This is a genomic window from Streptomyces kronopolitis (assembly GCF_014646275.1).
Classification (GTDB): domain Bacteria; phylum Actinomycetota; class Actinomycetes; order Streptomycetales; family Streptomycetaceae; genus Streptomyces; species Streptomyces kronopolitis.
In genome coordinates, this window is sequence record NZ_BMND01000011.1 from 14372 (window position 1) to 39755 (window position 25384).

General features: G+C 70.5%; 21 protein-coding genes and 1 riboswitch. Of the genes, 16 read left to right on the forward strand and 5 right to left on the reverse strand.

Annotation, left to right across the window (positions count from 1 at the left end; translation table 11 throughout):
* The first annotated feature begins 66 nt into the window (after positions 1 to 66).
* From IEY78_RS14415 to IEY78_RS14435, 5 genes are all read left to right on the forward strand, one after another.
* On the forward strand, positions 67 to 1368 hold the full coding sequence (locus IEY78_RS14415) for a sensor histidine kinase (RefSeq protein WP_189098224.1): 1302 nt from the start codon (positions 67 to 69) through the stop codon (positions 1366 to 1368).
* Positions 1365 to 2051 (forward strand): response regulator, encoded by a 687-nt coding sequence (locus IEY78_RS14420; protein ID WP_189098225.1) that lies wholly within the window; start codon positions 1365 to 1367, stop codon positions 2049 to 2051. The genes IEY78_RS14415 and IEY78_RS14420 overlap by 4 nt, the downstream gene beginning before the upstream one ends.
* A 172-nt stretch (positions 2052 to 2223) precedes the next feature.
* Positions 2224 to 5472 (forward strand): efflux RND transporter permease subunit, encoded by a 3249-nt coding sequence (locus IEY78_RS14425; protein ID WP_189098226.1) that lies wholly within the window; start codon positions 2224 to 2226, stop codon positions 5470 to 5472.
* Positions 5473 to 5722: 250 nt separating this feature from the next.
* Positions 5723 to 6808 (forward strand): methyltransferase domain-containing protein, encoded by a 1086-nt coding sequence (locus IEY78_RS14430; protein WP_189098227.1) that lies wholly within the window; start codon positions 5723 to 5725, stop codon positions 6806 to 6808.
* A 184-nt stretch (positions 6809 to 6992) separates the two neighbouring features.
* Positions 6993 to 7535: a hypothetical protein gene (locus tag IEY78_RS14435; protein WP_189098228.1), complete on the forward strand. Its 543-nt coding sequence runs from the start codon at positions 6993 to 6995 to the stop codon at positions 7533 to 7535.
* Between the two features lie 56 nt (positions 7536 to 7591).
* On the opposite strand, the gene nadA is transcribed toward IEY78_RS14435, so the two are convergent.
* Complete coding sequence (gene nadA / locus IEY78_RS14440) at positions 7592 to 8791, reverse strand: quinolinate synthase NadA (RefSeq protein ID WP_189098229.1); 1200 nt, start codon at positions 8789 to 8791, stop codon at positions 7592 to 7594.
* Positions 8792 to 9106: 315 nt separating this feature from the next.
* Here nadA and erpA point away from each other — a divergent pair, with 315 nt between their 5' ends.
* Positions 9107 to 9460 carry an iron-sulfur cluster insertion protein ErpA gene (gene erpA, locus IEY78_RS14445; RefSeq protein ID WP_189098230.1) on the forward strand — a complete coding sequence of 118 codons (354 nt, stop codon included), beginning with the start codon at positions 9107 to 9109 and terminating at the stop codon, positions 9458 to 9460.
* A gap of 108 nt (positions 9461 to 9568) precedes the next feature.
* On the opposite strand, the gene IEY78_RS14450 is transcribed toward erpA, so the two are convergent.
* Together IEY78_RS14450 and IEY78_RS14455 are read right to left on the reverse strand one after the other, a co-directional pair.
* Complete coding sequence (locus IEY78_RS14450) at positions 9569 to 11128, reverse strand: hypothetical protein (RefSeq protein ID WP_189098232.1); 1560 nt, start codon at positions 11126 to 11128, stop codon at positions 9569 to 9571.
* A gap of 124 nt (positions 11129 to 11252) precedes the next feature.
* The gene (locus tag IEY78_RS14455) at positions 11253 to 11480 is read right to left on the reverse strand and encodes a hypothetical protein (RefSeq protein ID WP_189098234.1); all 228 of its coding nucleotides are present in this window, start codon (positions 11478 to 11480) and stop codon (positions 11253 to 11255) included.
* 158 nt (positions 11481 to 11638) lie between these two features.
* Here IEY78_RS14455 and IEY78_RS14460 point away from each other — a divergent pair, with 158 nt between their 5' ends.
* On the forward strand, positions 11639 to 12613 hold the full coding sequence (locus IEY78_RS14460; protein ID WP_189098236.1) for a carbohydrate kinase family protein: 975 nt from the start codon (positions 11639 to 11641) through the stop codon (positions 12611 to 12613).
* A 9-nt stretch (positions 12614 to 12622) separates the two neighbouring features.
* Here the strand turns inward: IEY78_RS14460 and IEY78_RS14465 are convergent, their stop codons facing one another.
* Positions 12623 to 14056 carry a cysteine desulfurase/sulfurtransferase TusA family protein gene (locus IEY78_RS14465; protein ID WP_189098238.1) on the reverse strand — a complete coding sequence of 478 codons (1434 nt, stop codon included), beginning with the start codon at positions 14054 to 14056 and terminating at the stop codon, positions 12623 to 12625.
* Between the two features lie 350 nt (positions 14057 to 14406).
* On the opposite strand from IEY78_RS14465, the gene ctaC reads away from it, so the two are divergent.
* The 4 genes from ctaC (at position 14407) to IEY78_RS14485 (ending at position 18902) form a co-directional block, all read left to right on the forward strand.
* A complete protein-coding gene (gene ctaC, locus IEY78_RS14470) occupies positions 14407 to 15369 on the forward strand; it encodes an aa3-type cytochrome oxidase subunit II (RefSeq protein ID WP_189098240.1) in 963 nt (320 codons plus the stop codon).
* Positions 15366 to 17102, forward strand: a complete 1737-nt coding sequence (ctaD, locus tag IEY78_RS14475) for an aa3-type cytochrome oxidase subunit I (RefSeq protein WP_189098242.1) — start codon at positions 15366 to 15368, stop codon at positions 17100 to 17102. The genes ctaC and ctaD overlap by 4 nt, the downstream gene beginning before the upstream one ends.
* The gene (locus tag IEY78_RS14480) at positions 17099 to 17497 is read left to right on the forward strand and encodes a cytochrome c oxidase subunit 4 (protein WP_189098244.1); all 399 of its coding nucleotides are present in this window, start codon (positions 17099 to 17101) and stop codon (positions 17495 to 17497) included. The genes ctaD and IEY78_RS14480 overlap by 4 nt, the downstream gene beginning before the upstream one ends.
* Positions 17498 to 17627: 130 nt before the next feature.
* Positions 17628 to 18902 (forward strand): L,D-transpeptidase, encoded by a 1275-nt coding sequence (locus IEY78_RS14485; protein WP_189098246.1) that lies wholly within the window; start codon positions 17628 to 17630, stop codon positions 18900 to 18902.
* A 19-nt stretch (positions 18903 to 18921) separates the two neighbouring features.
* On the opposite strand, the gene IEY78_RS14490 is transcribed toward IEY78_RS14485, so the two are convergent.
* On the reverse strand, positions 18922 to 19323 hold the full coding sequence (locus tag IEY78_RS14490; RefSeq protein ID WP_189098248.1) for a DNA-binding transcriptional response regulator: 402 nt from the start codon (positions 19321 to 19323) through the stop codon (positions 18922 to 18924).
* A 264-nt stretch (positions 19324 to 19587) separates the two neighbouring features.
* Between IEY78_RS14490 and ctaE the strand changes: the two genes are divergently transcribed.
* The 5 genes from ctaE to trpD all read left to right on the forward strand — a co-directional run bounded on the left by ctaE (position 19588) and on the right by trpD (position 25024).
* Complete coding sequence (ctaE, locus tag IEY78_RS14495; protein WP_006606088.1) at positions 19588 to 20208, forward strand: aa3-type cytochrome oxidase subunit III; 621 nt, start codon at positions 19588 to 19590, stop codon at positions 20206 to 20208.
* A gap of 84 nt (positions 20209 to 20292) precedes the next feature.
* Positions 20293 to 21102 carry a cytochrome bc1 complex diheme cytochrome c subunit gene (qcrC, locus tag IEY78_RS14500; RefSeq protein WP_189098250.1) on the forward strand — a complete coding sequence of 270 codons (810 nt, stop codon included), beginning with the start codon at positions 20293 to 20295 and terminating at the stop codon, positions 21100 to 21102.
* Positions 21099 to 22163: a cytochrome bc1 complex Rieske iron-sulfur subunit gene (gene qcrA / locus IEY78_RS14505; RefSeq protein ID WP_189098252.1), complete on the forward strand. Its 1065-nt coding sequence runs from the start codon at positions 21099 to 21101 to the stop codon at positions 22161 to 22163. The genes qcrC and qcrA overlap by 4 nt, the downstream gene beginning before the upstream one ends.
* Positions 22160 to 23797 (forward strand): cytochrome bc1 complex cytochrome b subunit, encoded by a 1638-nt coding sequence (gene qcrB, locus IEY78_RS14510; RefSeq protein ID WP_189098254.1) that lies wholly within the window; start codon positions 22160 to 22162, stop codon positions 23795 to 23797. Before qcrA ends, qcrB begins: the two co-directional genes overlap by 4 nt.
* Positions 23798 to 23959: 162 nt before the next feature.
* Entirely contained in the window at positions 23960 to 25024 is a 1065-nt protein-coding gene (gene trpD, locus IEY78_RS14515) for an anthranilate phosphoribosyltransferase (protein WP_189098256.1), read from the forward strand.
* Positions 25025 to 25115: 91 nt separating this feature from the next.
* Positions 25116 to 25233, forward strand: a riboswitch (SAM riboswitch).
* Positions 25234 to 25384: the final 151 nt, after the last annotated feature.

Genomic DNA, 25384 nt, shown 5'->3' on the forward strand with positions numbered 1-25384 from the left:
CGGTCACTCCACTCCAGCGCACAGCGCCCCGGTCCCCCGCGGACCGGGGCGCTACCGTTTGCTCTTGTGAGCCTCCTCGATCCCCGCCCGGACACCTCGCGCGCCGGCCGCTTCCAGTGGCACCGCACGCATCCGCGCGCGTGGGACGCCCTCGTCGCCGTCGTCGCCTTCGGGCTCATCCTGTTCGGCGCGATGGCCGGTCCGCACGGCCAGCAGGGTGCGCGCTTCGTCCGCCACGAGCTGTCCGCCGCCGGTGTGGCGCTGGCCGCGCTGGCCTGCGCCGCCCTGGTCCTGCGCCACCGGCTGCCGCGCACCGTCCTGGCCGCGACGGTCGTGCTCACCCTCGGGGAGCTGCTCACCCGCACCGACACCCAGGGCGTCCCGGTGGCCGCCGCCACCGTGATCGCCCTCTACGGACTGGCCTCCCGCACCGACCGCCCCACCACCTGGCGGGTCGGCGCGCTGACCATCGTCGTGCTGACCGCCGCCGCCATGCTCTACGGGCCGCGCCCCTGGTACGCGCAGGAGAACATCGGGATCTTCGCCTGGACCGGCATGGCCGCGGCGGCGGGCGACGCGGTCCGCAGCCGCCGCGCCTTCGTCGACGCCATCCGGGAGCGCGCCGAACGCGCCGAGCGCACCCGCGACGAGGAGGCCCGGCGCCGGGTCGCCGAGGAGCGCCTGCGGATCGCCCGCGAGCTGCACGACGTGGTCGCCCATCACATCGCCCTGGTCAACGTCCAGGCCGGGGTGGCCTCGCACGTCATGGACAACCGCCCCGACCAGGCCAAGGAGGCGCTGGCGCATGTGCGCGAGGCGTCCCGCTCGGCGCTGGAGGAACTCCGCACCACCGTCGGCCTGTTGCGGCAGTCCGACGACCCCAAGGCGCCCACCGAGCCGGCCCCGGGCCTGGGCGTCCTCGACCAGCTCGTCGACGGGTTCGTCCGGGCCGGCATCCCCGTCGACCTGGAGATCCCGCACGCGCCCCGGGCGCTGCCCGCCTCCGTCGACCTCACCGCCTACCGCGTGGTCCAGGAGGCCCTGACCAACGTCCACAAGCACGCCGGGGAGGGGGCCCGGGCCACGGTCCGGATCGTCCACGCCGACACCGCGCTGACCGTCACCGTCCTGGACGACGGGGCGGGCCGGGCCGGCGTACCGCGCCAGAAGGGCGGCGAGCGGCCGTCCGTCGACCCGGACCGCCTCACCGAGCCGGAGGACAGCGGCGGCGGCCACGGCCTGATCGGGATGCGCGAGCGGGTCTTCGCGCTGCGCGGCACCGTCGAGACCGGCCCCCGCGCGGCCGGCGGCTTCCAGGTGCGGGTGACCCTTCCACTGCAGTCCGTCCGTACGGGGGAGACCACATGACGATCAAGGTGCTGCTCGCCGACGACCAGGCCCTGCTGCGCAGCGCGTTCCGGGTGCTGGTCGACTCCGAGCCGGACATGCGGGTCGTGGGCGAGGCCTGCGACGGCGCCGGCGCCTACGAACTGACCCGGGCCGAGCGGCCCGACGTCGTCCTGATGGACATCCGGATGCCCGGGGTGGACGGCCTGGCGGCCACCCGCATGATCAGCGAGGACCCCGACCTCACCGGGGTCCGGGTGGTCATCCTGACCACGTTCGAGGCCGACGACTATGTGGTGCAGTCGCTGCGCAACGGCGCCAGCGGCTTCCTCGGCAAGGGCGCCGAACCCGACGAGATGCTGCACGCCATCCGGATCGCGGCGGCCGGCGAGGCGCTGCTGTCACCAGTGGCGACCAAGGGCCTGATCGCCAAGTTCCTGGCGCAGGGCAGCGGTTCGGGCGACGGCGGCCGGGCCGGGCGGGCCACCGGGCGGCTGGCGACGCTGACCGGCCGGGAGCGGGAGGTGCTGACGCTGGTGGCCGGCGGGCTGTCCAACGACGAGATCGCCGGACAGCTCGAGGTCAGCCCGCTCACCGTCAAGACGCATGTGAACCGTGCGATGGCCAAACTCGGCGCCCGGGACCGCGCCCAGTTGGTGGTCATCGCGTACGAGTCGGGACTCGTACGCCCACGGGTGCAGTAAGAACGGCGTAAACGTACTCCGAACGCGGTACACCCCCCGACCGGAAACCGACCTGCGAGCGAGGAAAACCGGCCAGGGCATGCCGGAAGGTTGAGGTGGGCTGCAAAGGCCCCTGTCGTCGGGCCTGAGCAGGCCCCGCCGCCCTTTCGGAACAGAAGAGAGTGACCCCACCATGGCCTGGCTGTCCCGCCTCAGCCTCGTGCAACGGGGCCTGATAGCGCTGATGTCGATCGTGGCGATCGCCTTCGGCGCCATCGCGATCCCGCAGCTCAAGCAGCAGCTCCTGCCGTCCATCGAACTCCCGATGGTCTCCGTGCTGGCCCCCTACCAGGGCGCCTCGCCCGATGTCGTCGAGAAGCAGGTGATCGAACCGCTCGAAGACGGTGTCCAGGGCGTCGACGGCATCAAGTCCGTCACCTCGACGTCGAGCGAGGGCACGGGCGTCATCATGGCGCAGTTCGACTACGGCAACGACTCCAAGCGCCTGGTCGCCGACGTCCAGCAGGCCGTGAACCGCGCCCGCGCCAAACTGCCCAAGGACGTCGACCCGCAGGTGGTGTCCGGCTCCACCGACGACATCCCCACCGTGGTCCTGGCCGTCTCCTCCGGCTCCAAGGACCAGCAGACGCTGGCCGACCAGCTCAACCGCGGCGTCGTACCGGACCTGAAGAACATCGACGGTGTCAGCCAGGTCACCGTGGACGGCGTCCAGGACCGGATCGTCGCGGTCACCCCCGACGACAAGAAGCTCGCCGCCGCCGGGCTGAGCGCCCAGTCGCTGGGCCAGGCGCTGCAGAACGGCGGGACATCGGTGCCCGCCGGCTCGTTCTCCGAGGACGGCAAGAGCAAGACCGTCCAGGTCGGCGCCGGCTTCACCTCCGTCGCGCAGATCAAGGACCTGAAGGTCGCCCCGTCGGCGGGCGGCGGCGCGGGCGGCGGTGCCTCCGCCGGCGGTGACGCGTCCTCGCGCGGCGGTGCCTCCGCCGGTGGTGCCCCCGCCGCCGGCCCCTCCGCGGGCGGGCGTCCGGGCGCCGCGGTCCGCCTCGGCGATGTCGCCACCGTCAAGGAGGAGCAGGCCACTCCGACGTCCCTGACCCGCACCGACGGCAAGCCCAGCCTCGCCGTGAACGTGACGATGGACAAGGACGGCAGCGCGGTCGCCATCTCCGACGCCGTCAAGGACAAGCTCTCCAAGATCCGTCAGGACCTCGGCAAGGACACCCACGTCACGGTCGCCTCCGACCAGGGCCCGCAGGTCTCCAAGTCGATCGACTCGCTGACCACCGAGGGCCTGCTCGGCCTCGCCATGGCGGTCATCGTCATCCTGGTCTTCCTGCTCAGCCTGCGCTCCACGCTGGTGACGGCGGTCTCCATCCCGCTCTCGGTCGTCCTCACCCTGATCGTGCTGTGGACCGGCGACCTCTCCCTCAACATGCTCACCCTCGGCGCGCTGACCATCGCGATCGGCCGCGTCGTCGACGACTCCATCGTCGTCCTGGAGAACATCAAGCGGCACCTGGGCTACGGCGAGGAGCGCCGCGAGGCCATCCTCAACGCCGTCAAGGAGGTCTCCGGCGCGGTCACGTCCTCCACCCTCACCACGGTCGCGGTCTTCCTGCCGATCGGCGTGGTCGGCGGCATGATCGGCGCGCTGTTCGGCTCCTTCTCGGTGACGGTGACCGTCGCCCTGCTCTCCTCCCTGATCGTCTCGCTGACCGTCGTCCCGGTGCTGTCGTACTGGTTCCTGCGGGCTCCGCAGATCCCCGAGGGCAGCACGGTGGACGACCTGCGCCGGGCGGCCGAGGAGAAGGAGGCCAAGAGCCCTCTCCAGCGGTTCTACGTCCCGGTCCTGCGGTTCGCCACCCGCCGCCGGTTCACCAGCCTGGTCATCGCCGTGGCGGTCCTCCTCGGCACCTTCGCCATGGGCCCGCTGCTCAAGACCAACTTCCTCGACCAGGGCGCCCAGGACACCCTCACCCTCAAGCAGGAACTCCCGCCCGGCACCAGCCTGGGCGCGGCCGACAAGCAGGCCAAGCGGGTCGAGAAGGTGCTCGCGGCCGACGACGACATCGCCGACTACCAGGTCACCGTCGGCTCCTCCGGCTTCATGGCGGCCTTCGGCGGCGGCACCGGCGCCAACCAGGCCTCCTACCAGCTCAAGCTGAAGGACTCCGCGGACTCCGACAAGGTCACCGAGGCGCTGCGCACCGACCTCGGCAAGCTCGGCAAGTCCATCGGCGACACCAGCTTCGCCACCGGCGGCGGCTTCGGCAGCCAGGACCTGAGCGTGGTCGTCAAGTCCGGTGACGCCGGGGTCCTGAAGACGGCCAGCGAGCAGGTCCGCAAGGCCGTGGCCGGCCTCGACCACGTCACCGACGTCCAGAGCGACCTCTCCCAGAGCGTGCCCCGGATCTCCGTGAAGCCCAACGACAAGGCGGCCGCGGCCGGTTACGACCAGACCACGCTCGGCGCCGCGGTGACCCAGGCGGTCCGCGGCACCACCAGCGGCTCGGCCGTCCTGGGCGACACCCAGCGGGACATCGTGGTGAAGTCGGCCCACCCGGCCACCACCGAGGGCGAGCTGAAGAACCTGACCGTCCCGACCCCGTCGGGCCCGGCCAAGCTCAGCAGCCTCGCCACCGTGCAGACCGTCCCCGGCCCGGTCCAGATGACCCGGATCGACGGCGCCCGCTCGGCGACCATCACCGCCAAGCCGACCGGTGACGACACCGGCGCGGTCAGCGCCGAGCTGAAGAAGAAGGTCGACGCGCTGAAGCTGCCGGACGGCGCCACCGCGACGATCGGCGGAGTCTCCCAGGACCAGTCCGACGCGTTCTCCTCGCTCGGCCTGGCGATGCTGGCGGCCATCGCCATCGTCTTCATGCTCCTGGTGGCCACCTTCCGCTCGATGATCCAGCCGATGATCCTGCTCGTCTCGATCCCCTTCGCGGCGACCGGCGCGATCGGCCTGCTGGTCGCCACCGGCACCCCGCTGGGCGTCCCGGCGATGATCGGCATGCTGATGCTGATCGGCATCGTGGTCACCAACGCCATCGTGCTGATCGACCTCATCAACCAGTACCGGTCGCAGGGTTACGGGGTCGTCGAGGCGGTCATCGAGGGCGGCCGCCACCGGCTGCGCCCGATCCTGATGACGGCGCTGGCCACGATCATGGCGCTGCTCCCGATGGCGCTGTCCATCACCGGTGACGGCGGCTTCATCTCCCAGCCGCTGGCCGTGGTCGTGATCGGCGGCCTGATCACCTCCACCCTCCTCACCCTCCTCCTCGTCCCGACGCTCTACGCGATGATCGAGCTCCGCAAGGAGCGCCGGGCGAAGAAGAAGGCCGCGAAGCGGAGCGGCAGCGCCGGCCCGCGGACCGGGGAGGACGACCGCACCCCGGAGCCGGCGGCCGTCTGACGGTTCCCCGGCGGTCTTCCGCGCAGAAACGATGCCCCCGCAGGCCGGTGCTTGCGGGGGCATCGTGCTGGGCATCCCCTGACGGGGAGCGCCCGGCACGGGGGATCCCGCCATCGACGAAGGGGGCCCGCATGGGGAAGCACGGTGACGGCAAGGGCGGCACGGACGGCGACAAGCAGCAGAGTCCGAAGGAGTCCGACGGCCGGTGGACCAAGCCGGTGACCGACCCGCCGAAGAAGTAGGGGGAGCCATGTCCTCGCCGGACCGGCTGGTGGAGATCCTGCGCAACAAGGGCGCGCTGACGCCCTCGTGGGCCCCGTCCGTCGCCGCGGTCGACCGGGCGCACTTCGTCCCGGACACCTTCGAGGTGGGGGAGCGCACGGTCTCGCGCGCCGCGGACGAGGCGGAGTGGCGGCGGATGGTCTATGCCGACCTGCCCCTCGTCACCCAGCACAACGACGGCCGCACCGCCGACGGCCAGGTCCCCGTCCCGACGTGCTCGACGTCCATGCCCTCCCTGATGCTCGACATGGCCGCGGTCGTCCAAGACGGCGACGCGGTACTGGAGATCGGCACCGGCACCGGCTACCACGCCGCCTGGCTGGCGCACCGGCTCGGCGGGGACCGCACCACCACCATCGAGACCGACAAGGCCCTGCACGACCTCGCCCGCGACAACCTCGCCCGGGCCGGTCTGCGTCCCCACACGGAGTGCGGCGACGGCCTGGCGGGCGTCCCCGGGCGCGCGCCCTTCGACCGCACCATCGCCACCTGCACGGTGCGCGACATCCCCTACGCCTGGGTGGCGCAGACCGCACCGGGCGGCACGATCCTCACCCCGTGGGGCTCCTCGTTCCACTCCTTCTCGTTCGCGACCCTGACGGTCCGCGACGGGCGGGCCACCGGCCGCTTCTCCGGCCGCCCGGCCTTCATGTGGGCCCGTCAGCAGCGCCGCTCCTACGGCCGGATCCGGGACTGGTTTCACGGCGAGGAGGGCGCCCGCGCGACGACCGCCGTCGACCCCCGGACCCTGGAGGACGACCTGCACGCCCGCTTCGCCGTCGGACTGCGGGTGCGCGACGCCTGGCCGCTGCTGTGCCCCGCCGACGACGGCAGCGACGAGGCCACCTACTGGCTCTTCGACGACGCCCGCACCTCCTGGGCCACCGTCGAATACGTGCCCGGCCGCGACACCTACGAGACCGAGCAGCACGGCCCCCGCCGCCTGTGGGACGAGGTCGAGGCCGCCTACCGCGCCTGGATCGCCCAGGGCAGCCCGCCCCGCCACCACTACCGCATCACGGTCACCCCGGAGGGCCAGACCGTGTCGCTGTGACGTACGGCCGTCCCGGCGCCGGGACGGGCGGTGCGGGTGCGGCCTGCCGAGGTCCGTCGACAGCACGCCTGACGGTCCCGCCGTCCGGGCGGCATCCGCGTGCGGAGGTGCACTTCCCGCCCAGGACGGGGAGCGATGGTCGGGAGGTGGCCGATGGCTGCCGAACCGACGAAAGGGTGCGAGCGTGCCGCACGTCCCGGCCCGCAGGGCCGTCCCCGTCACCGCTGCCGCGCTGCTGCTCGCGCCGGCTCTCGTGGCCGCCGCGCCCGCCGGCGCCGAACTCCCCGACGCGGGGAGGGCTGCCGCCGGGAGGTCCACCGCCGCCGTCCGGGTGGCGGTCACCGGCGGGTCGTACACCGCCAGTGTGGGGCTCGTCCGGACCGGTCCGCGCACCCTGTTCGGCGGCTTCTACTGCGCCGCCGACGGCATCAGCCCGACGCCCCTGACCGCCCTGGTCGACGCCGACCGGATCTACCGCCTCGGCGGGGTACGGGCCCACTGGGACCCCGCCACCCAGGACTACGTGGTCACCGTGATCCACGGCGACGCCGCGGACAGCACCAAGCAGTGGAACGCGTATGTGAACGAGAAGAAGATCACGACGGGCCCCTGCCACACCGCGATCAAGGGCGGCGACAAGGTCCGCTGGACCCTGGAGGCCGTCTCGGGCGCTGCGTCTGGGACGGGGACGGCCGAGCGGCCGCCGCGCCGCCGCCGGGAGCGCTGACCGGCCGCCCCGCCCGCGGGGGAGGGGCGGCCGGTCAGCGCCGTGCTCCGCGGCCGCTACGGCAGCGCCAGCATCCGCTCCAGCGCCAGCTTCGCGAAGCTGGCGGTCTCGTGGTCGACCTCGATGCGGTTGACGAGCTTGCCGGCGGCGAGCGACTCCAGCGTCCACACCAGGTGCGGCAGGTCGATGCGGTTCATCGTCGAGCAGAAGCAGACCGTCTTGTCGAGGAAGACGATCTCCTTGTCCTCCGCGGCGAAGCGGTTGGCCAGCCGGCGCACGAGGTTCAGCTCGGTGCCGATGGCCCACTTCGAGCCGCGCGGGGCGGCCTCCAGGGCCTTGATGATGTACTCCGTCGAACCGACCTGGTCCGCGGCCGCCACGACCTCGTGCTTGCACTCGGGGTGGACCAGGACGTTCACGCCGGGGATGCGCGCGCGGACGTCGTTCACCGAGTCCAGCGAGAACCGGCCGTGCACCGAGCAGTGCCCGCGCCACAGGATCATCTTCGCGGCCCGCAGCTGCTCGACGGTCAGGCCGCCGTTCGGCTTGTGCGGGTTGTAGACCACGCAGTCGTCCAGGGACATGCCCATGTCGCGGACGGCGGTGTTGCGGCCCAGGTGCTGGTCCGGCAGGAAGAGGACCTTGCTCGTCGCGGGGTCGCCCTGCTCGAAGGCCCAGTCCAGCGCGCGCTTGGCGTTGGACGACGTGCAGATCGTGCCGCCGTGCTTGCCGGTGAAGGCCTTGATGTCGGCCGAGGAGTTCATGTACGAGACGGGCACGACCTGCTCGGCGATGCCGGCCTCGGTCAGCACGTCCCAGCACTCGGCGACCTGCTCGGCGGTGGCCATGTCGGCCATCGAGCAGCCGGCGGCCAGGTCGGGGAGGATCACCTGCTGCTCGTCGCCGGTGAGGATGTCGGCCGACTCCGCCATGAAGTGCACACCGCAGAAGACGATGTACTCGGCGTCCGGCCGGGCGGCGGCGTCCCGCGCGAGCTTGAAGGAGTCGCCGGTGACATCGGCGAACTCGATGACCTCGTCGCGCTGGTAGTGGTGCCCCAGGACGAAGACCTTGTCCCCGAGCTTCGCCTTGGCCGCGCGGGCGCGCTCGACGAGATCGGGGTCCGACGGCGCCGGCAGATCGCCGGGGCACTCCACGCCGCGCTCGCTCTTCGGGTCGGCCTCGCGGCCGAGGAGGAGCAGCGCCAGCGGGGTCGGCTGGACGTCCAGGGGCTGGGCGGTGGTCACAACACGCACCCTCTCTTTTCTGCGGACAGCTCTTGCACAAGCCTTCTCGTCTAGTTGACGTTATCTATCATAGCCGCTTCACGTCAGTTTGACGATGGGGGATGTGTCGATGTGACGCATCCGCACCTCGCGGTGTGCGCTCGGCCACCTGTTCCTGCCCGCCGGTGTGCGAGCATGGGGAGAACGAAAGGGGAGAAGCCCCCCGGGCGGCGCCCGGAAAGCTTCTCCACACGTTGCGCCCAGCCGGAATTAATCCGGGACGTCGTGGGTTGCAGCTGGTTGCATCCGATGACAAGCGGTCCGTACAACCCGGGAGAGATCTAGATGAGCGTTCAGGACGAGACCACCGTCAGCGACGGCATCATCCTGTCCGACGCGGCCGCGTCGAAGGTCAAGAGCCTGCTGGAGCAGGAAGGCCGGGACGACCTCGCGCTGCGGGTGGCCGTGCAGCCCGGCGGCTGCTCCGGACTGCGCTACCAGCTCTTCTTCGACGAGCGCGCGCTCGACGGCGATGTCGTCAAGGACTTCGACGGCGTCAAGGTCGTCACCGACCGGATGAGCGCCCCCTACCTGGGCGGTGCCTCCATCGACTTCGTCGACACCATCGAGAAGCAGGGCTTCACGATCGACAACCCGAACGCCACCGGCTCCTGCGCCTGCGGCGACTCCTTCAGCTAAGGAGTTCGGGCAGTACGTACGGAAGGCGGCGCCCCCCGAGTGGGGGAGCGCCGCCTTCCGCTGTTTCCGCCTCCCAGGCCTCCGCCTCCGACGGCCCGCGGGCGCGCCCTACTGCTTGGGCACGGACTCATCGGTCGAGACATCGACCACCTTCCGGCCGTCCAGCGGCTTGTCCAGGGTCACGGTCTTGGTGAACTCCTTGGCGATCTTCACGCAGACCTGTCCCGGCTTCTTGTCCTTGCCGACGACCTTGGTCCGCACGGTCGAGCCCGACTCCTCGGCGCTCACCGAGTAGGTGCTGCACACTCCGCCCCAGAAGTGCACCGTCAGCTTCTTGCCGCCGTCGCTCACGCCGTACGACTCCAGGGCCATCACGCCGGGCTTCCCGGACGGCTTCCCGGGCGCGTGGCCGCCGGGGCTCTGCGAGGCGCTCCGGCCGTCCCGGTGGGCCAGGTACTTCGGGTTCACGGCCGGCTGCGCGACCGTCGAGGTGGCGTCCGGGCCGCTGCCGGCGCCCGGCTGGCGCACCGCGTACAGCCACGACGGCACCAGCGCCTGCCCGCCGTCCACGTACTGCACCGAGAGCCCGAACACCGCGCCGGTCACCTCGGACGGCTGCTGCGCCTTCGTCGGCGCCGGCTCGCACGGCGCGATCCCGCCCGCCTTGCCGTCCTTGCCGTCCTTCTTCCCGGGCGGCGAGGGGCAGCCGGCCGGCTTGCGGCCCTCACCGGAGTTCAGCCGGTCCAGCGTCTTGCCGGCGTTCAGCACCGGATACTCCGCGCCCTTGACCGGGCTCGCGAACTGGCCGCTGCCGCCGACCACTTGACCGTCCGAGCCGACCTGGAGATCGCTCTGCCAGCCGTACGTCGGCAGCCCGCCCAGCACCGGGTTCGTGGTGACGACCCGCACCGCGCCGGACAGCCCGCCCGCGTCGAGCTTGGCGTCCTCCTGGCCGAGCGCCTTCAGCACCGGCCGCACCGCCTGCTTGGCCTTCTCGGGCGACACCGCGCCCTTGCCGCTGCTGTCGTCCTCGGTGGCGATGTCCCCGCCCCCGCGGTACGAGGGGCAGCCGGGCCGGCTCGACGCGGCGCCGTCCCCGGCCTTGCCGCCCCCGTCGTCGCCCTTGCCGCCCCCGTCGTCGCCCTTGCCGCCCTTGGGGGAGGCGGGCAGCGCGCAGTTGGTGCCGCCCGGGGTGCCGTACTGCGAGAACGTCCAGGACCCCGAGCCGGTCTTGTTCACCTGGAGGACGGGGCCGCGGCCGTCCCGGGTCGGCCCGCCGACCTTCCAGGCGGTGCCCTCCGAGCGGACCTTGCCGTCCACGTCCAGGGCCTTGGCCAGCCGCTCGACCGACTCCCGGCTGATCTCGCCCTTGGGGCGGTAGACCGGCGCGGCGTCCGGACCGCCGGGCAGCTCCTTCACCGCCCGGTACTTCGCACCCTGCGGATTGGGCTCACCGGCCGCGATCGAGCCGCCGGAGTAGCCGTCGAGCGCGAGCGGCGGCGGGTCGCCCTTGGCCGAACCGCCCCCGTCGTCGGACGCGGACGAGGCCCAGTACGCCGCGCCGCCCCCGGCCAGCAGCACCGCGGCGGCCACCGAGGCGACCACCGCGGGGGTGCGCCGCCCGCGCTCCGCGGGGTTCGGGCTGTCGTTGCTGTCCTCGGTGTTCACCGCATCGCTCCTTCGGCTCCGCTGAACATCTGATGTCCTCCTCGGTGAGGTGGACGCCGATGGGACGGAGCGGGGGCGGATGCGGTTCCCCGGAGGGCCGCATCCGCCCCCGGCGGGCGGGTGGTCAGTCGCCGTACTCGGACATTCCCTCCACCAGGGCGGCGGAGGACGAGGGGACCTTGACGCCGTGCAGATCGACGGCCCGCCCCGGTGCCGGCGCGGGACGCCGCCCCGCGTGCCAGCGGCCCTTCATCCGCGCGCAGTCACCGCGCAGCTCGTCGAGCGACTCCGGGTCCTGCCGGGCCGGCGAGGGGGCGGGGGACGGTGTGACGGCTTTCACAGGCTTGGTCATAGGGGCACCGTACGCAGCCATAAACTGAGGAGAAAGACCTACTATTGGGTAGTTTCAGTAGTTCAAGTGTCCGGGATGACCGGGTGGCGTGCCACCCCGCCCGGTAGCGTTGCTTCACGTCCGCCCGCCCCTACGCATTCCGCAGGAGCAGACCCGTCGTGCGTATCGCAGTCACCGGCTCCATCGCCACCGACCACCTGATGACCTTCCCCGGCCGTTTCGCCGATCAGCTGGTCGCCGACCAGCTGCATACGGTCTCCCTTTCCTTCCTGGTCGACCAGCTCGACGTCCGCCGCGGCGGCGTCGCCGCCAACATCTGCTTCGGCATGGGCCAGCTCGGCACCTCGCCGATCCTGGTCGGTGCCGCCGGCAACGACTTCGAGGAGTACCGCGCCTGGCTCGACCGCCACGGCGTCGACACCCGCTCCGTCCGCATCTCCGAGGTGCTGCACACCGCGCGCTTCGTGTGCACCACCGACGCCGACCACAACCAGATCGGCTCCTTCTACACCGGCGCGATGAGCGAGGCCCGGCTGATCGAGCTGCAGCACGTGGCCGAGCGGGTCGGCGGCCTGGACCTCGTGGTCATCGGCGCCGACGACCCCGAGGCGATGATCCGGCACACCGAGGAGTGCCGCAGCCGCGGCATCCCCTTCGGGGCCGACTTCTCCCAGCAGATCGCCCGGATGGACGGCGACGCCATCCGCACCCTCATGGAGGGCGCCGCCTACCTCTTCTCCAACGAGTACGAGAAGGGCCTGATCGAGTCCAAGACCGGCTGGACCGACGAGGAGATCCTCGGCAAGGTCGGCACCCGCGTCACCACCCTCGGCGCCCACGGCGTCCGCATCGAGCGGGTCGGCGAGCCGGCCATCGAGGTCGGCGTCCCGGAGGAGAACGCCAAGGCCGACCCGACCGGCGTCGGCGACGCCTTCCGGGCCGGCTTCCTGTCCGGCCTGGCCTGGGGCGTCGGCCTGGAGCGCGCCGCACAGATCGGCTGCATGCTGGCGACGCTGGTCATCGAGACCGTCGGCACCCAGGAGTACGAGCTCCAGCGCAGCCACTTCATGGACCGCTTCACCAAGGCCTACGGCCACGAGGCCGCCGGCGAGGTCCAGCAGCACCTGGCCTGATCCACCGCGTCAGGCGCGGCGCCGCACCACATAGGCGGCGCCGCGCACGGCCGCCCGCTCACCCACGTACTCCTGGTCGCGCATGGCGCACCAGGCCGGGATGTCCTGCCGGGCCGCCTCGTCGTCGGAGAGCACCGTCACGGTCCCGCCGACCGGCACCTCCCCGATCACCTTCGCGAGCTCGATGACCGGGATCGGGCAGCGCCGGCCCAGCGCGTCGACGACCAGCCCGGCCGCCTCGGCGGATCCCGCGGCCGGCGGCGCGTCGGCCCGCGGGACGGCAGCCGAGGGCGCCGTCCGGTCCTCCGCGGGGACACCCAGCCGCTCCCGCACCGTCCGCACCACCCCCGGCAGCACCTCCAGGAAGCGCTCCACGTCCGCCTCCGGCGTGCCGTACGGCAGCGAGATCCGGACATTTCCCTCGGACAGCACCCCCATCGCCCGCAGCACATGGCTCGGCGTCAGCGTGCTGGACGTACAGGACGACCCGGACGACACCGAGAAGCCCGCCCGGTCCAGCTCGTCCAGCAGGGTCTCCCCGTCGACATAGAGGCAGGAGAAGGTGACGAGGTGCGGCAGGCGGCGCACCGGGTCGCCGACCACCTCCACATCCGGCACCAGCTCCGGCACCCGCGCGCGGATCCGGTCCACCAGCCGCCGCAGCCGCGCCGCTTCACCGTCCGTCCCCGGGTCCGCCCGCAGCGCGCGCAGCGAGGCCGCGGCGGCCACGATCGCCGGCAGGTTCTCGAAGCCCGGGCTGCGGCCCGACTCCCGCTCGTCCGCCGGACCCTGGGCCGCGAACCGGGTCCCCTTGCGGACCACGAGCAGCCCCACCCCGGGCGGCCCGCCCCACTTGTGGGCGCTCGCCGCCAGCAGCGACCAGGGACCGGGCACCGGCCCCCACGGCAGCGACTGGGCCGCGTCCACCAGCAGCGGCACCCCCGTCTCCCGGCACAGCTCCGCCACCTCGCCCACCGGCTGCTCGGTGCCCACCTCGTGATTGGCGGACTGGAGGCAGACCAGCGCGGTGTCCGCGGTGAGCGCGGCGGCCACCTCCCCGGCCGCCACCCGGCCGAAGGGGTCCACCGGCAGCTCCGCCCGGCCGCCCCCGGCCGCCTCGTGGACCTCGGCGGCGTGCAGCACCGCGGAGTGCTCGACGGCGGAGTGCAGCAGCCGGCGGCCGGCCCGCCGGCGGCCCGCCAGCGCCCCCGACACCCCGGTGTGCACCGCGCGTGTCCCCGAAGGGGTGAAAACCAATTCGTCCGGGCGGCAGCCCACGGCCTCGGCCGCCGCCTCCCGGGCGGCGTCCAGCAGCAGCCGGGCGCGCCGCCCCTCGCGGTACAGGCGGGCCGGGTCGGCCCAGCCCTCGTCGAGCGAGGCGAGCAGCGCCTCGCGGGCGACCGGGTGCAGCGGGGCGGCGGAGGCCGCGTCGAAGTAGGGCACGTACGAGACGGTAGAACACCGGGCGCGGGCGGTGCGCGGGCCCGGCGCCGACGGGGGCGGGGCGGTTCGCCGGGCCCCTGGGAAGCGGCCCGGGCGCGGTGCCGGGCACGGCGTCAGATGCCTGGTGGAAGCGGGTATTCGGGGGTTCGCCGGACCTTTCGCGGGGGCCGCGGCCACCCCATAGGGGTGCCTCGCGGCGCGTTGGGCACCCTCCCCGCGCGACCCCAAATAGCGTCCAGTAAGGTTTGGCCCGCATAAACATCCAAACCCCTGCCCGACGCAGGGCGGCGACCGACCAGCGAGTAAGGCCGCAGCCGACCGCGCGGGCGAGACTCTCGGGAAGGCGCTACGTGAGTCCCAACGGCTCCGACCGCTCGTCGCGGCGCCCGATGCGGCGGAAGCTGCCGCAGGTGCTTGCTGCGGGCCTGGTCCTTGCGACCGCTACCGGTTGCACATATAAGGACTTCCCCCGCCTCGGCATGCCGACGCCCGTCACCGACGAGGCGCCGCGGATCCTCTCTCTTTGGCAAGGCTCCTGGGCCGCCGCCCTCGCAACGGGCGTGCTGGTCTGGGGCCTGATCATCTGGAGTGTGATCTTCCACCGCCGCAGCAGGACCAAGGTGGAGGTCCCCGCGCAGACCCGGTACAACATGCCGATCGAGGCGTTGTACACGATCGTCCCGTTCATCATCATTGCGGTGCTTTTCTACTTCACCGCACGGGACGAGAGCGCGCTGCTGAAGACTTCCAAGAAGCCGGACCACGTCGTGAACGTGGTCGGCTTCCAGTGGAGCTGGGCGTTCAACTACCTGGAGAACGTGGACGGCAACAAGTCGACCACCAACATCAACTCCAGTGCACTCTCCGCGGTCCCGGACAAGTGGAAGAAGACCGCGCCGGCCGGTGCGGACGGTGTCTACGACGTCGGCACCCCGGGCGAGCGCAACCCGCAGACCGGCAACCCCGGTCCGACCCTGTGGCTGCCGAAGGGCGAGACAGTTCAGTTCGTGCTGACCTCTCGTGACGTCATCCACTCCTTCTGGGTGGTGCCGTTCCTGATGAAGCAGGACGTCATCCCGGGCCACACCAACGTCTTCGAGGTGACTCCCAACAAGGAGGGCACCTTCATGGGCAAGTGCGCCGAGCTCTGCGGCGTCGACCACTCCCGGATGCTCTTCAACGTCAAGGTCGTCTCCCCCGAGCGGTACCGGGAGCACCTGAAGGATCTGGCGAAGAAGGGCCAGACCGGATACCTGCCGTCGGGCATCAAGCAGACGGATCACGCCAGGAATGCGGAGACCAAGAACCAGTGAGCATCCTCAACGAACCTCAGGGTGCCGCCGCCGACAAGGCTCCGGCAGCACCGCCCGTACGCAAGAAGCAACCCGGTATCGCTGCCGTCAAGTGGCTCACCACCACTGACCACAAGACCATCGGCACGCTCTACCTGGTCACGTCGTTCGCGTTCTTCTGCATCGGCGGCCTGATGGCGCTCCTCATGCGCGCCGAGCTGGCTCGTCCCGGCACGCAGATCATGTCGAACGAGCAGTTCAACCAGGCGTTCACGATGCACGGCACGATCATGCTGCTGATGTTCGCGACGCCGCTGTTCGCCGGTTTCGCGAACTGGATCATGCCACTGCAGATCGGCGCGCCCGACGTGGCGTTCCCGCGGCTGAACATGTTCGCCTACTGGCTCTACCTCTTCGGCTCGCTGATCGCGGTGGCCGGCTTCCTCACCCCGCAGGGTGCGGCGGACTTCGGCTGGTTCGCGTACTCGCCGCTGTCGGACGCGGTGCGTTCGCCGGGCGTCGGTGCGGACATGTGGATCATGGGTCTGGCCTTCTCCGGCTTCGGCACGATCCTCGGTTCGGTCAACTTCATCACGACGATCATCTGCATGCGGGCACCCGGCATGACGATGTTCCGCATGCCGATCTTCGTCTGGAACGTCCTGCTGACCGCCGTGCTGGTCCTGCTGGCCTTCCCGGTGCTCGCGGCGGCGCTGCTCGCACTGGAGGCGGACCGCAAATTCGGGGCGCATGTCTTTGATGCGGCGAATGGCGGTGCGTTGCTCTGGCAGCACCTCTTCTGGTTCTTCGGCCATCCAGAGGTGTACATCATCGCGCTGCCGTTCTTCGGCATCATTTCCGAGGTCATTCCGGTGTTCTCCCGGAAGCCGATGTTCGGTTACGTCGGTCTGATCGCGGCGACCGTGTCGATCGCGGGTCTGTCGGTGACGGTGTGGGCGCACCACATGTACGTGACGGGTGGCGTGCTGTTGCCGTTCTTCTCGTTCATGACGTTCCTGATCGCGGTGCCCACAGGTGTGAAGTTCTTCAACTGGATCGGCACGATGTGGAAGGGCTCACTGTCCTTCGAGACGCCGATGCTGTGGGCGATCGGCTTCCTGATCACCTTCACCTTCGGTGGTCTGACGGGTGTCATCCTGGCGTCGCCGCCGATGGACTTCCATGTCTCGGACTCCTACTTCGTGGTGGCGCACTTCCACTACGTGGTGTTCGGCACGGTGGTCTTCGCGATGTTCGCCGGCTTCCACTTCTGGTGGCCGAAGATGACCGGCAAGATGCTGGACGAGCGGCTCGGCAAGATCACGTTCTGGACGCTGTTCGTGGGCTTCCACGGCACCTTCCTCGTCCAGCACTGGCTCGGCGCCGAGGGCATGCCGCGGCGCTACGCGGACTACCTCGCGGCCGACGGCTTCACGACGCTGAACACCATCTCGACGATCAGCTCGTTCCTGCTGGGCCTGTCGATCCTGCCGTTCCTCTACAACGTCTGGAAGACGTCGAAGTACGGCGAGAAGATCGAGGTCGACGACCCGTGGGGCTACGGCCGTTCGCTGGAGTGGGCGACGTCCTGCCCGCCGCCGCGGCACAACTTCCTCACCCTGCCGCGCATTCGCTCCGAATCCCCGGCGTTCGATCTGCACCACCCGGAGATCGCAGCCCTTGACGCGCTGCACAACGGCCACGGCACCGAGGCCGACAAGGCCCTCGCCGGCGGCAAGGAGGCGGGCAAGTGAAGATCCAGGGCAAGATGTTCATCTGGCTCGCCGTCTTCGTCCTCGTCATGGCGATCGTCTACGGCCTGTGGTCGAAGGAGCCGGCGGGCACCACCGCGCTGTTCCTCGCCTTCGGCCTGTGCATCATGGTCGGCTACTACCTGGCCTTCACGGCCCGGCGGGTCGACGCGGGCGCCCAGGACAACGAGAACGCCGAGGTCTCGGACGACGCCGGCGAGCTGGGCTTCTTCAGCCCGCACAGCTGGCAGCCGCTGTCCCTGGCCATCGGAGGCGCGCTCGCCTTCCTGGGCGTGGTCTTCGGCTGGTGGCTGCTGTACTTCTCGCTGCCGGTGATCTTCGTCGGACTCTTCGGCTGGGTCTTCGAGTACTACCGCGGTGAGAACCGCACGCAGTAGGCACGCGCAGTGCCGTACGGGCCCGGACACCCCCTGGGGTGTCCGGGCCCGTCGCGTTGCCCGGCCGGGGGCAGACCCGTTTGCAGTCCTCCAGCGCGCTGGGACAGGTGATTCTTCATATTTTTGGGGCATGAGTCACAGACCTCGAACCCGGACGGTGCTGAGCTGCGGCCTCCTGCTCGTGCCCCTTGCGGTGAGCGCCACCGCGTGCGGGGGCTCGGATTCCGAATCGCTCTCCGCCACTCCCTACGACGCGGCCGACCAGATCACGGCCAACACCCCCGACGGCAAGAAGAAAGCGGACCCCGACAAGCCGCTTGAGGTTTCCGTCAAGGGGGACGACGCGCGGATCACCGACGTGACCGCCACCGATTCCACCGGACGCTTCGTCCGCGGCGAACTGAGCGCCGACGGCCGGCGCTGGCGCACCACGGTGCCCCTGGCCGCCGGCAGCCGCTACACGGTGCGGGTGAGCACCGAGGACGAGGACGGATCCCCCGGCCGCAAGACGCTCACCGTCAACACCGCGGCGGCCGCCGGCCAGTTGTCCGCGGCCTTCGGGCCCGTGGGCGGCGAGTACGGCGTCGGCCAGCCGGTCACCGCAGAGCTGAGCCGGCCGGTCACGGACGCCAAGCAGCGGGCCATCGTCGAGAGCGCCCTGAAGGTCGACTCGATGCCGCGCGTCGAGGGCGCCTGGCACTGGGTGGACGGCAAGAAGCTGCACTTCCGCCCGAAGGAGTACTGGCCCGCCCACGCCACCATCTCGGTGCACAGCAACCTGGCCGGCCTGAAGATCGCCAAGGGCCTCTACGGCGGCCCGTCCAAGCCGCTGCGGCTCACCACCGGCGACCGGGTGGAGGCCATCACCGACGCGGCGTCGCACCAGATGACGGTGCTGCGCAACGGCGAATCGATCAACACCATCCCCGTGACCACCGGCAAACCGGGATTCTCCACCCGCAACGGCGTCAAGGTCGTCCTGGGCAAGGAGAGCTTCGTCCGGATGCGCAGCTCGACGGTCGGCATCGCCGCCGGCAGCGGGGACTCCTACGACCTGCCGGTCTACTGGGCCACCCGGGTGACCTGGAGCGGTGAGTACGTGCACGCCGCACCCTGGTCCGTCGGATCCCAGGGCGCGGCGAACGTCAGCCACGGCTGCACGGGCATGTCCACCAGCAACGCCCAGTGGTTCTTCAACCACGTCCGGGTCGGCGACATCGTCAAGGTCGTCAACAGCGGCGGCGACACCATGACGCCGTTCGACAACGGCTTCGGCGACTGGAACATGCCCTGGCAGGAGTGGCGGGCCGGCAGCGCGCTGAAGAACAAGGCCTCCAGCACCACAGGAGCCGCCGAGCGGGAGCAGAACCCCGCCGACGACGCCCGGCTGCGCCCGACCCTCTGAGCGCCTCCCAGCAGGCCGCTCAGGCCTGTACGAGGTGCTTGCGGCGCAGCAGGCCGGCCAGCGCGTCGGCGAAGGCGACCGGGTCCAGCGGATGGGTCACCGCCGCGTCCGCACGGCTCCAGGTCGCCAGCCAGGCGTCCTGGGGGCGGCCGATCAGCAGCAGCACCGGTGGGCACCGGAAGATCTCGTCCTTGATCTGCCGGCAGACGCCCATGCCGCCCGCGGGGGCGGTCTCGCCGTCGAGCACGCAGACGTCGATGCCGCCCTGCTCCAGCGCCGTCAGGACGGCCGGGGCGGTGGCGCACTCCAGGATCTCGATCCGCGGGGCATCGGCGGCGGGGCGCCGGCCGGCCGCCAGCCGGACCTGCTCGCGGGTGCCTGCGTTGTCGCTGTAGACCAGCACCGTGGCAGTCGCCTGCATCGTTCCTCCACGCTTCGTAGCGGCACAGCATCGGGTGGGGCGGATGCTACTCCCGCGACGGGGGCCCGCAGGAGGGTTCGGACCGATCCGGGATCTTGCCGACGGGCCGTCAGGAGCGGCCCCGGCGCGGCCCGGGCACCCGCGCCGGGCCCGCCGCGTCCCCCCTTCGAGCGACCGCCGAAATGCGCCGTACGAGCAGGGCATACGTCCTTGACACACCGAACGGCACCCCCCGGAGTGAGGGCGGGATAAGCGACCGACATAATGTCGGTCGTGGCGACAGCAACGACAGTAGAAACCGGGCACGCGCACCCGTCGGTCAATCGGCCGAACCTCACCAGCGTCGGAACCATCATCTGGCTGAGTTCCGAGCTGATGTTCTTCGCGGCCCTCTTCGCGATGTACTTCACCCTTCGATCGGTGACCGGTGAGGCGTATTGGAAGGAATCCGCCAGTGCGCTGAATCTTCCGTTCTCCGCGACCAACACCACGATCCTGGTGCTCAGCTCGCTGACCTGCCAGCTCGGCGTCTTCGCCGCCGAGCGCGGCGACGTCAAGAAGCTCCGGGCCTGGTTCGTGGTCACCTTCATCATGGGTGCGATCTTCATCGGCGGTCAGGTCTTCGAGTACACCGAGCTGGTCAAGCACGAGGGCCTGTCGCTCTCGTCCGGCCCCTACGGCTCGGTGTTCTACCTGACCACCGGCTTCCACGGACTGCATGTGACAGGCGGTCTGATCGCCTTCCTGCTGGTCCTGGGCAGGACGTACGCGGCCAAGAGGTTCACCCACACGCAGGCCACCGCGGCCATCGTCGTGTCCTACTACTGGCACTTCGTCGATGTCGTCTGGATCGGCCTCTTCGCCACGATCTACCTGATCCGGTAATCGGTACGGGGCCTTGCCGGGCCCGCATATCAGACAGACATAGCCAAAGCATCGACGCAGAAGATCCTGACACCGGGGTAATCCGTGAAAAAGCTCTCCGCACGACGGCGCCATCCGCTGGCGGCGCTCGTCGTCCTACTCCTCGCGCTGGCGGTCACTGGGGGGCTGTACGCCGCGTTCGCGCCGGCGGACAAGGCTCAGGCCGATGACACCGCCCAGTCCCTTGCCATCAAGGAGGGCAAGAAGCTCTTCGCCGTCGGCTGCGCAAGCTGCCACGGCACCGGCGGTCAGGGCACCTCCGACGGCCCGAGCCTGGTCGGCGTGGGCGCCGCCGCCGTCGACTTCCAGGTTGGCACCGGCCGTATGCCCGCCCAGCAGCCCGGCGCCCAGGTGCCGCGGAAGCGGAACATCTACACCAACGCCCAGATCGACCAGCTCGCGGCCTATGTCGCGTCGCTGGGTGCCGGTCCGTCCGTCCCGGAGAAGTCGCAGTACAACTCCGAGGGCGCGAACATCGGCAAGGGCGGCGAGCTGTTCCGCACCAACTGCGCGCAGTGCCACAACTTCACCGGTAAGGGCGGCGCCCTCACCAACGGCAAGTTCGCACCGACGCTCGAGGGCGTGGACCCGAAGCACATCTACGAGGCCATGGAAACCGGCCCGCAGAACATGCCCTCCTTCGGTGACGGTTCGCTGTCGCAGCAGAACAAGAAGGACATCATCGCGTACCTCGGCGCCGTCAACGGCGATGAATCCGAGAGCCCCGGCGGCCTCGACCTCGGTGGTCTCGGTCCGGTCAGTGAGGGTCTCTTCGGTTACATCTTCGGCCTGGGCGCGCTGATCGCGGTCGCCATCTGGGTCGCAGCCCGGACTACGAAGGCCAAGAAGTCATGAGCGAGACTGGACGACACGAAGACGTGCCAGAAGAAACCCTTCCCGGTGAGCGGGAGACGGCGCACGAAGGTGCGGTGGCCACGGCGGAGAACCCCTTCGCCGACCCGGGCCTGCCGCCCCACGAGCACCGCGCCCAGGACATCGACGAGCAGGCGGCCAAGCGCTCCGAGCGCACCGTGGCGCTGCTCTTCGTGGTGTCGATGATCGCCACGGTCGGCTTCATCGCCTCGTACGTGGCGATCCCGATCGACAAGATCGTCTACATCTGGCCGATCGGCCACATCAGCGCGCTGAACTTCGCGCTGGGTCTGACCCTCGGTGCGGCCCTCTTCTGCATCGGCGCCGGCGCGGTCCACTGGGCCCGCACGCTGATGTCGGACGAGGAGGTCGCCGACGAGCGCCACCCGATCGAGGCGGCCCCCGAGGTCAAGGCCAAGGTCATGGCGGACTTCGCACAGGGTGCGAAGGAATCGCAGATGGGCCGCCGCAAGCTGGTCCGCAACACGATGTTCGGTGCGCTGGCCCTGGTGCCGCTCTCCGGCGTCGTCCTGCTGCGCGACCTCGGGCCGATGCCCGGCACCAAGCTGCGGACGACGAACTGGAAGAAGGGCGTCCGGCTGGTCAACCAGTCGACGAACCTCCCGCTGCGTCCCGAGGACATCGCCGTCGGCTCGCTCACCTTCGCCAAGCCCGAGGGCCTGGAGGAGGACGACGAGGAGTTCGCGGAGAAGATCGCCAAGGACGCCCTGATGCTCGTGCGGATCCAGCCGCAGAACATCAAGGACAAGCACGAGCTGTCCTGGTCGCACGAGGGCATCGTGGCGTACTCCAAGATCTGCACCCACGTCGGCTGCCCGATCAGCCTGTACGAGCAGCAGACGCACCACGTGCTCTGCCCCTGCCACCAGTCGACCTTCGACCTCTCTGACGGCGGTCGAGTGATCTTCGGTCCGGCCGGTCACGCGCTGCCGCAGCTGCACATCACGGAGAAGGACGGCTTCCTGGAGGCCGCAAACGGCTTCGAGGAGCCCGTCGGCCCGAGCTTCTGGGAGCGCGGATGAGTAACGAGACGAGCGCGACCACCACGCGCCGTGGCCAGGCGCCACGGGGCGAGCGGATCGCCGACTGGGCGGACGGCCGGCTGGGCATCTACAGCCTCGCCAAGTCCAACATGCGCAAGATCTTCCCGGACCACTGGTCCTTCATGCTGGGCGAGGTCGCGCTTTACAGCTTCATCATCATCATCCTGACCGGTGTCTATCTGACGCTGTTCTTCCACCCGAGCATGGCCGAGGTGACCTATCACGGGTCCTATGTGCCCATGCAGGGGATCCGGATGACGCAGGCCTTCGAGTCGACGCTGAACATCAGCTTCGACGTGCGCGGCGGCCTGCTGATCCGCCAGATCCACCACTGGGCCGCGCTGGTCTTCCTGGCCGCGATGATGGTCCACATGATGCGGGTGTTCTTCACCGGCGCCTTCCGCAAGCCGCGTGAGATCAACTGGCTGTTCGGCTTCCTGCTGTTCGTGCTGGGCATGTTCACCGGCTTCACCGGCTACTCGCTCCCCGACGACCTGCTCTCCGGCACCGGCGTGCGGTTCATCGAGGGCGTCATCCTGGCGATGCCGCTGGTCGGTTCGTACCTGCAGATGTTCATCTTCGGCGGCGAGTTCCCCGGGCACGACATCATCCCGAGGTTCTTCACGGTCCACGTGCTCCTGCTGCCGGGCATCATGCTCGGCCTGCTGGTGGCCCACCTGATCCTGGTCTTCTACCACAAGCACACCCAGTTCCCGGGTGCCGGCAAGACCAACAACAACGTCGTGGGCATGCCGCTGCTGCCGGTCTACATGGCCAAGGCCGGAGGCTTCTTCTTCCTGGTCTTCGGTGTGATCGCGGCCATCGCCGCGATCGCCAGCATCAACCCGGTGTGGGCCATCGGCCCCTACCGCCCCGACCAGGTGTCCACCGGCGCCCAGCCCGACTGGTACATGGGCTTCGCCGAGGGCCTGGTGCGTGTCATGCCGGGCTGGGAGTGGAACTTCTGGGGCCACACCGTCAACTTCGGTGTGCTGATCCCGATCGTGATCTTCCCGCTGGTCCTGGTCGCGATCGCGGTCTACCCGTTCGTCGAGTCCTGGGTCAAGGGCGACAAGCGCGAGCACCACATCCTGGACCGCCCGCGCAACGTGCCGACCCGTACGGGATTCGGCGTCGCCTGGCTGGTCGCGTACTTCGTGATGCTGATCGGCGGCGGCAACGACCTGTGGGCCACGCACTTCCACCTGTCGCTCAACTCGCTCACCTGGTTCGTCCGGATCGGCTTCTTCGTCCTGCCGGTGCTGGCCTTCATCGCCACCAAGCGGATCTGCCTGGGTCTGCAGCGGCGCGACAAGGACAAGGTGCTGCACGGCCGCGAGTCCGGCATCATCAAGCGCCTGCCGCACGGTGAGTTCATCGAGGTCCACGAGCCGCTCGACCAGGAGCAGCTGCACTTCCTGACCCAGCACGAGCAGCCCGAGCCGCTCGAACTGGGCCCGGAGGTCGACGAGAACGGCGTGGAGCGCAAGCTCTCGCGGTCGCAGAAGCTGCGCGCCAAGCTCTCCAAGAGCTACTACGGCGAGGACAACGTCATCGCCAAGCCCACGGTGGAGGAGTACAAGGAGATCACCAGCGGCCACGGCCACCACTGATCTCCGCGGCGCCTCGTAGCGCACCGCGGTCAGCACGCCACCCAGAGGGCCCCGTCCTCCCCCGAGCTCTCCACGAGCAGGGGGCAGGACGGGGCCCTCCGGCATGTCCGGCGGCTCGATAGGGTGAACCGCAGAAGCAGTGACGAACCAGGAGCGTGGACCATGAACGTTGCGACCCCCTCTGGCGGCGACAGCGTGGCGGCCCACACCTGGCCGGGTCTCCTCAACGCCCTGCTCGACGGCCGCGACCTCACCGCGGACGACACCGCGTGGGCGATGGACAAGATCATGCGGGGCGAGGCCGGCGACGCCCAGATCGCCGGGTTCGCGGTGGCGCTGCGGGCCAAGGGCGAGACCGTCGCGGAGATCTCCGGCCTGGTCCGGACGATGTACGCGCACGCCCGGCTGATCGACGTGCCGGGCCCGAGCGTGGACATCGTCGGCACCGGCGGGGACGGCGCCAAGACCGTCAACATCTCCACGATGTCCTCCATCGTGGTGGCCGGCACCGGCGCCCGGGTCGTCAAGCACGGCAACCGCGCCGCGTCCTCGGCCAGCGGCGCCTCCGACGTCCTGGAGAAGCTCGGCGTCAACCTCGACCTCACCCCGCGGCGGGTCGCGGAGGTCGCCGGGGAGGCGGGGATCACCTTCTGCTTCGCGGTGAAGTTCCACCCCGCGCTGCGGCACGTGGCCAACGCCCGCAGCCAGCTCGGCATCCGCACCACGTTCAACGTGCTGGGCCCGCTGACCAACCCCGCCAAGGTCCGCGCGCAGGCCACCGGCGTCGCGGACGCCCGGATGGCGCCCATCCTGGCCGGAGTGCTCGCCGAGCGCGGCTCCTCGGCCCTGGTCTTCCGCGGCGACGACGGCATGGACGAGCTGACCACCACCGCGACCTCGCGGGTGTGGATCGTCCGGGACGGCACCGTCCGCGAGGAGGCCTTCGACCCGCGGGACGTGGGGATCGAGCTGGTGCCCGTGGAGGCTCTGCGCGGCGCGGACGCCTCGCACAACGCGGAGGTGGCGCGCCGGCTGCTGGACGGGGAGACCGGGCCGGTGCGCGAGGCGGTGCTGCTGAACTCCGCGGCCGCGCTGGTCGCCCTGGCGCCCACGGACGCCCCGCTGACCCACCAGATCCGGGCCGCGCTCGACACCGCCGCCGCCTCGATCGACTCCGGGGCGGCCAAGCGGGCCCTGGAGCGCTGGGTGGCGGCCAGTAACGCCTGAGCGCGCGGTCACGCAGGGTGTGACGCAAGGCCCGTTCCGTCATGTGGGACGGGCCTTGCGCCGCACCGGCGGTATGGCATGATTCTGCGCAGGTCACGAGTGACAGCGACACAGGCCCCGGCCCGCTGTCCGGCAACCCTCCTTCCGTGGCGGGGTGCCCCGGGTGATGACCAGGCCGCAGGCAGCGAGGTCTGCGGCAAGCGCGGATCCCTCGCCAGGGATCCTGGTCCCCGAGGGAGAACTTCCGTGAATCAGCGAATGCGATAGGGCTCGACGGCCCCTTCTCCGCATCCCCTTTTTCCTTTCCGCTGCGGTGCCCCGACGGCGCCTTCCGCGCGCCTTCCCGCAGCGAATTCGCTT

Coding starts and splice junctions, on each gene's coding strand:
- IEY78_RS14420 (WP_189098225.1), top strand. CDS start 1,365: ATGACGATCAAGGTGCTGCTCGCCGACGACCAGGCCCTGCTGCGCAGC.
- IEY78_RS14425 (WP_189098226.1), top strand. CDS start 2,224: ATGGCCTGGCTGTCCCGCCTCAGCCTCGTGCAACGGGGCCTGATAGCG.
- IEY78_RS14430 (WP_189098227.1), top strand. CDS start 5,723: ATGTCCTCGCCGGACCGGCTGGTGGAGATCCTGCGCAACAAGGGCGCG.
- erpA (WP_189098230.1), top strand. CDS start 9,107: ATGAGCGTTCAGGACGAGACCACCGTCAGCGACGGCATCATCCTGTCC.
- IEY78_RS14455 (WP_189098234.1), bottom strand. CDS start 11,480: ATGACCAAGCCTGTGAAAGCCGTCACACCGTCCCCCGCCCCCTCGCCG.
- IEY78_RS14485 (WP_189098246.1), top strand. CDS start 17,628: ATGAGTCACAGACCTCGAACCCGGACGGTGCTGAGCTGCGGCCTCCTG.
- IEY78_RS14490 (WP_189098248.1), bottom strand. CDS start 19,323: ATGCAGGCGACTGCCACGGTGCTGGTCTACAGCGACAACGCAGGCACC.
- ctaE (WP_006606088.1), top strand. CDS start 19,588: ATGTCGGTCGTGGCGACAGCAACGACAGTAGAAACCGGGCACGCGCAC.
- qcrA (WP_189098252.1), top strand. CDS start 21,099: ATGAGCGAGACTGGACGACACGAAGACGTGCCAGAAGAAACCCTTCCC.
- qcrB (WP_189098254.1), top strand. CDS start 22,160: ATGAGTAACGAGACGAGCGCGACCACCACGCGCCGTGGCCAGGCGCCA.
- trpD (WP_189098256.1), top strand. CDS start 23,960: ATGAACGTTGCGACCCCCTCTGGCGGCGACAGCGTGGCGGCCCACACC.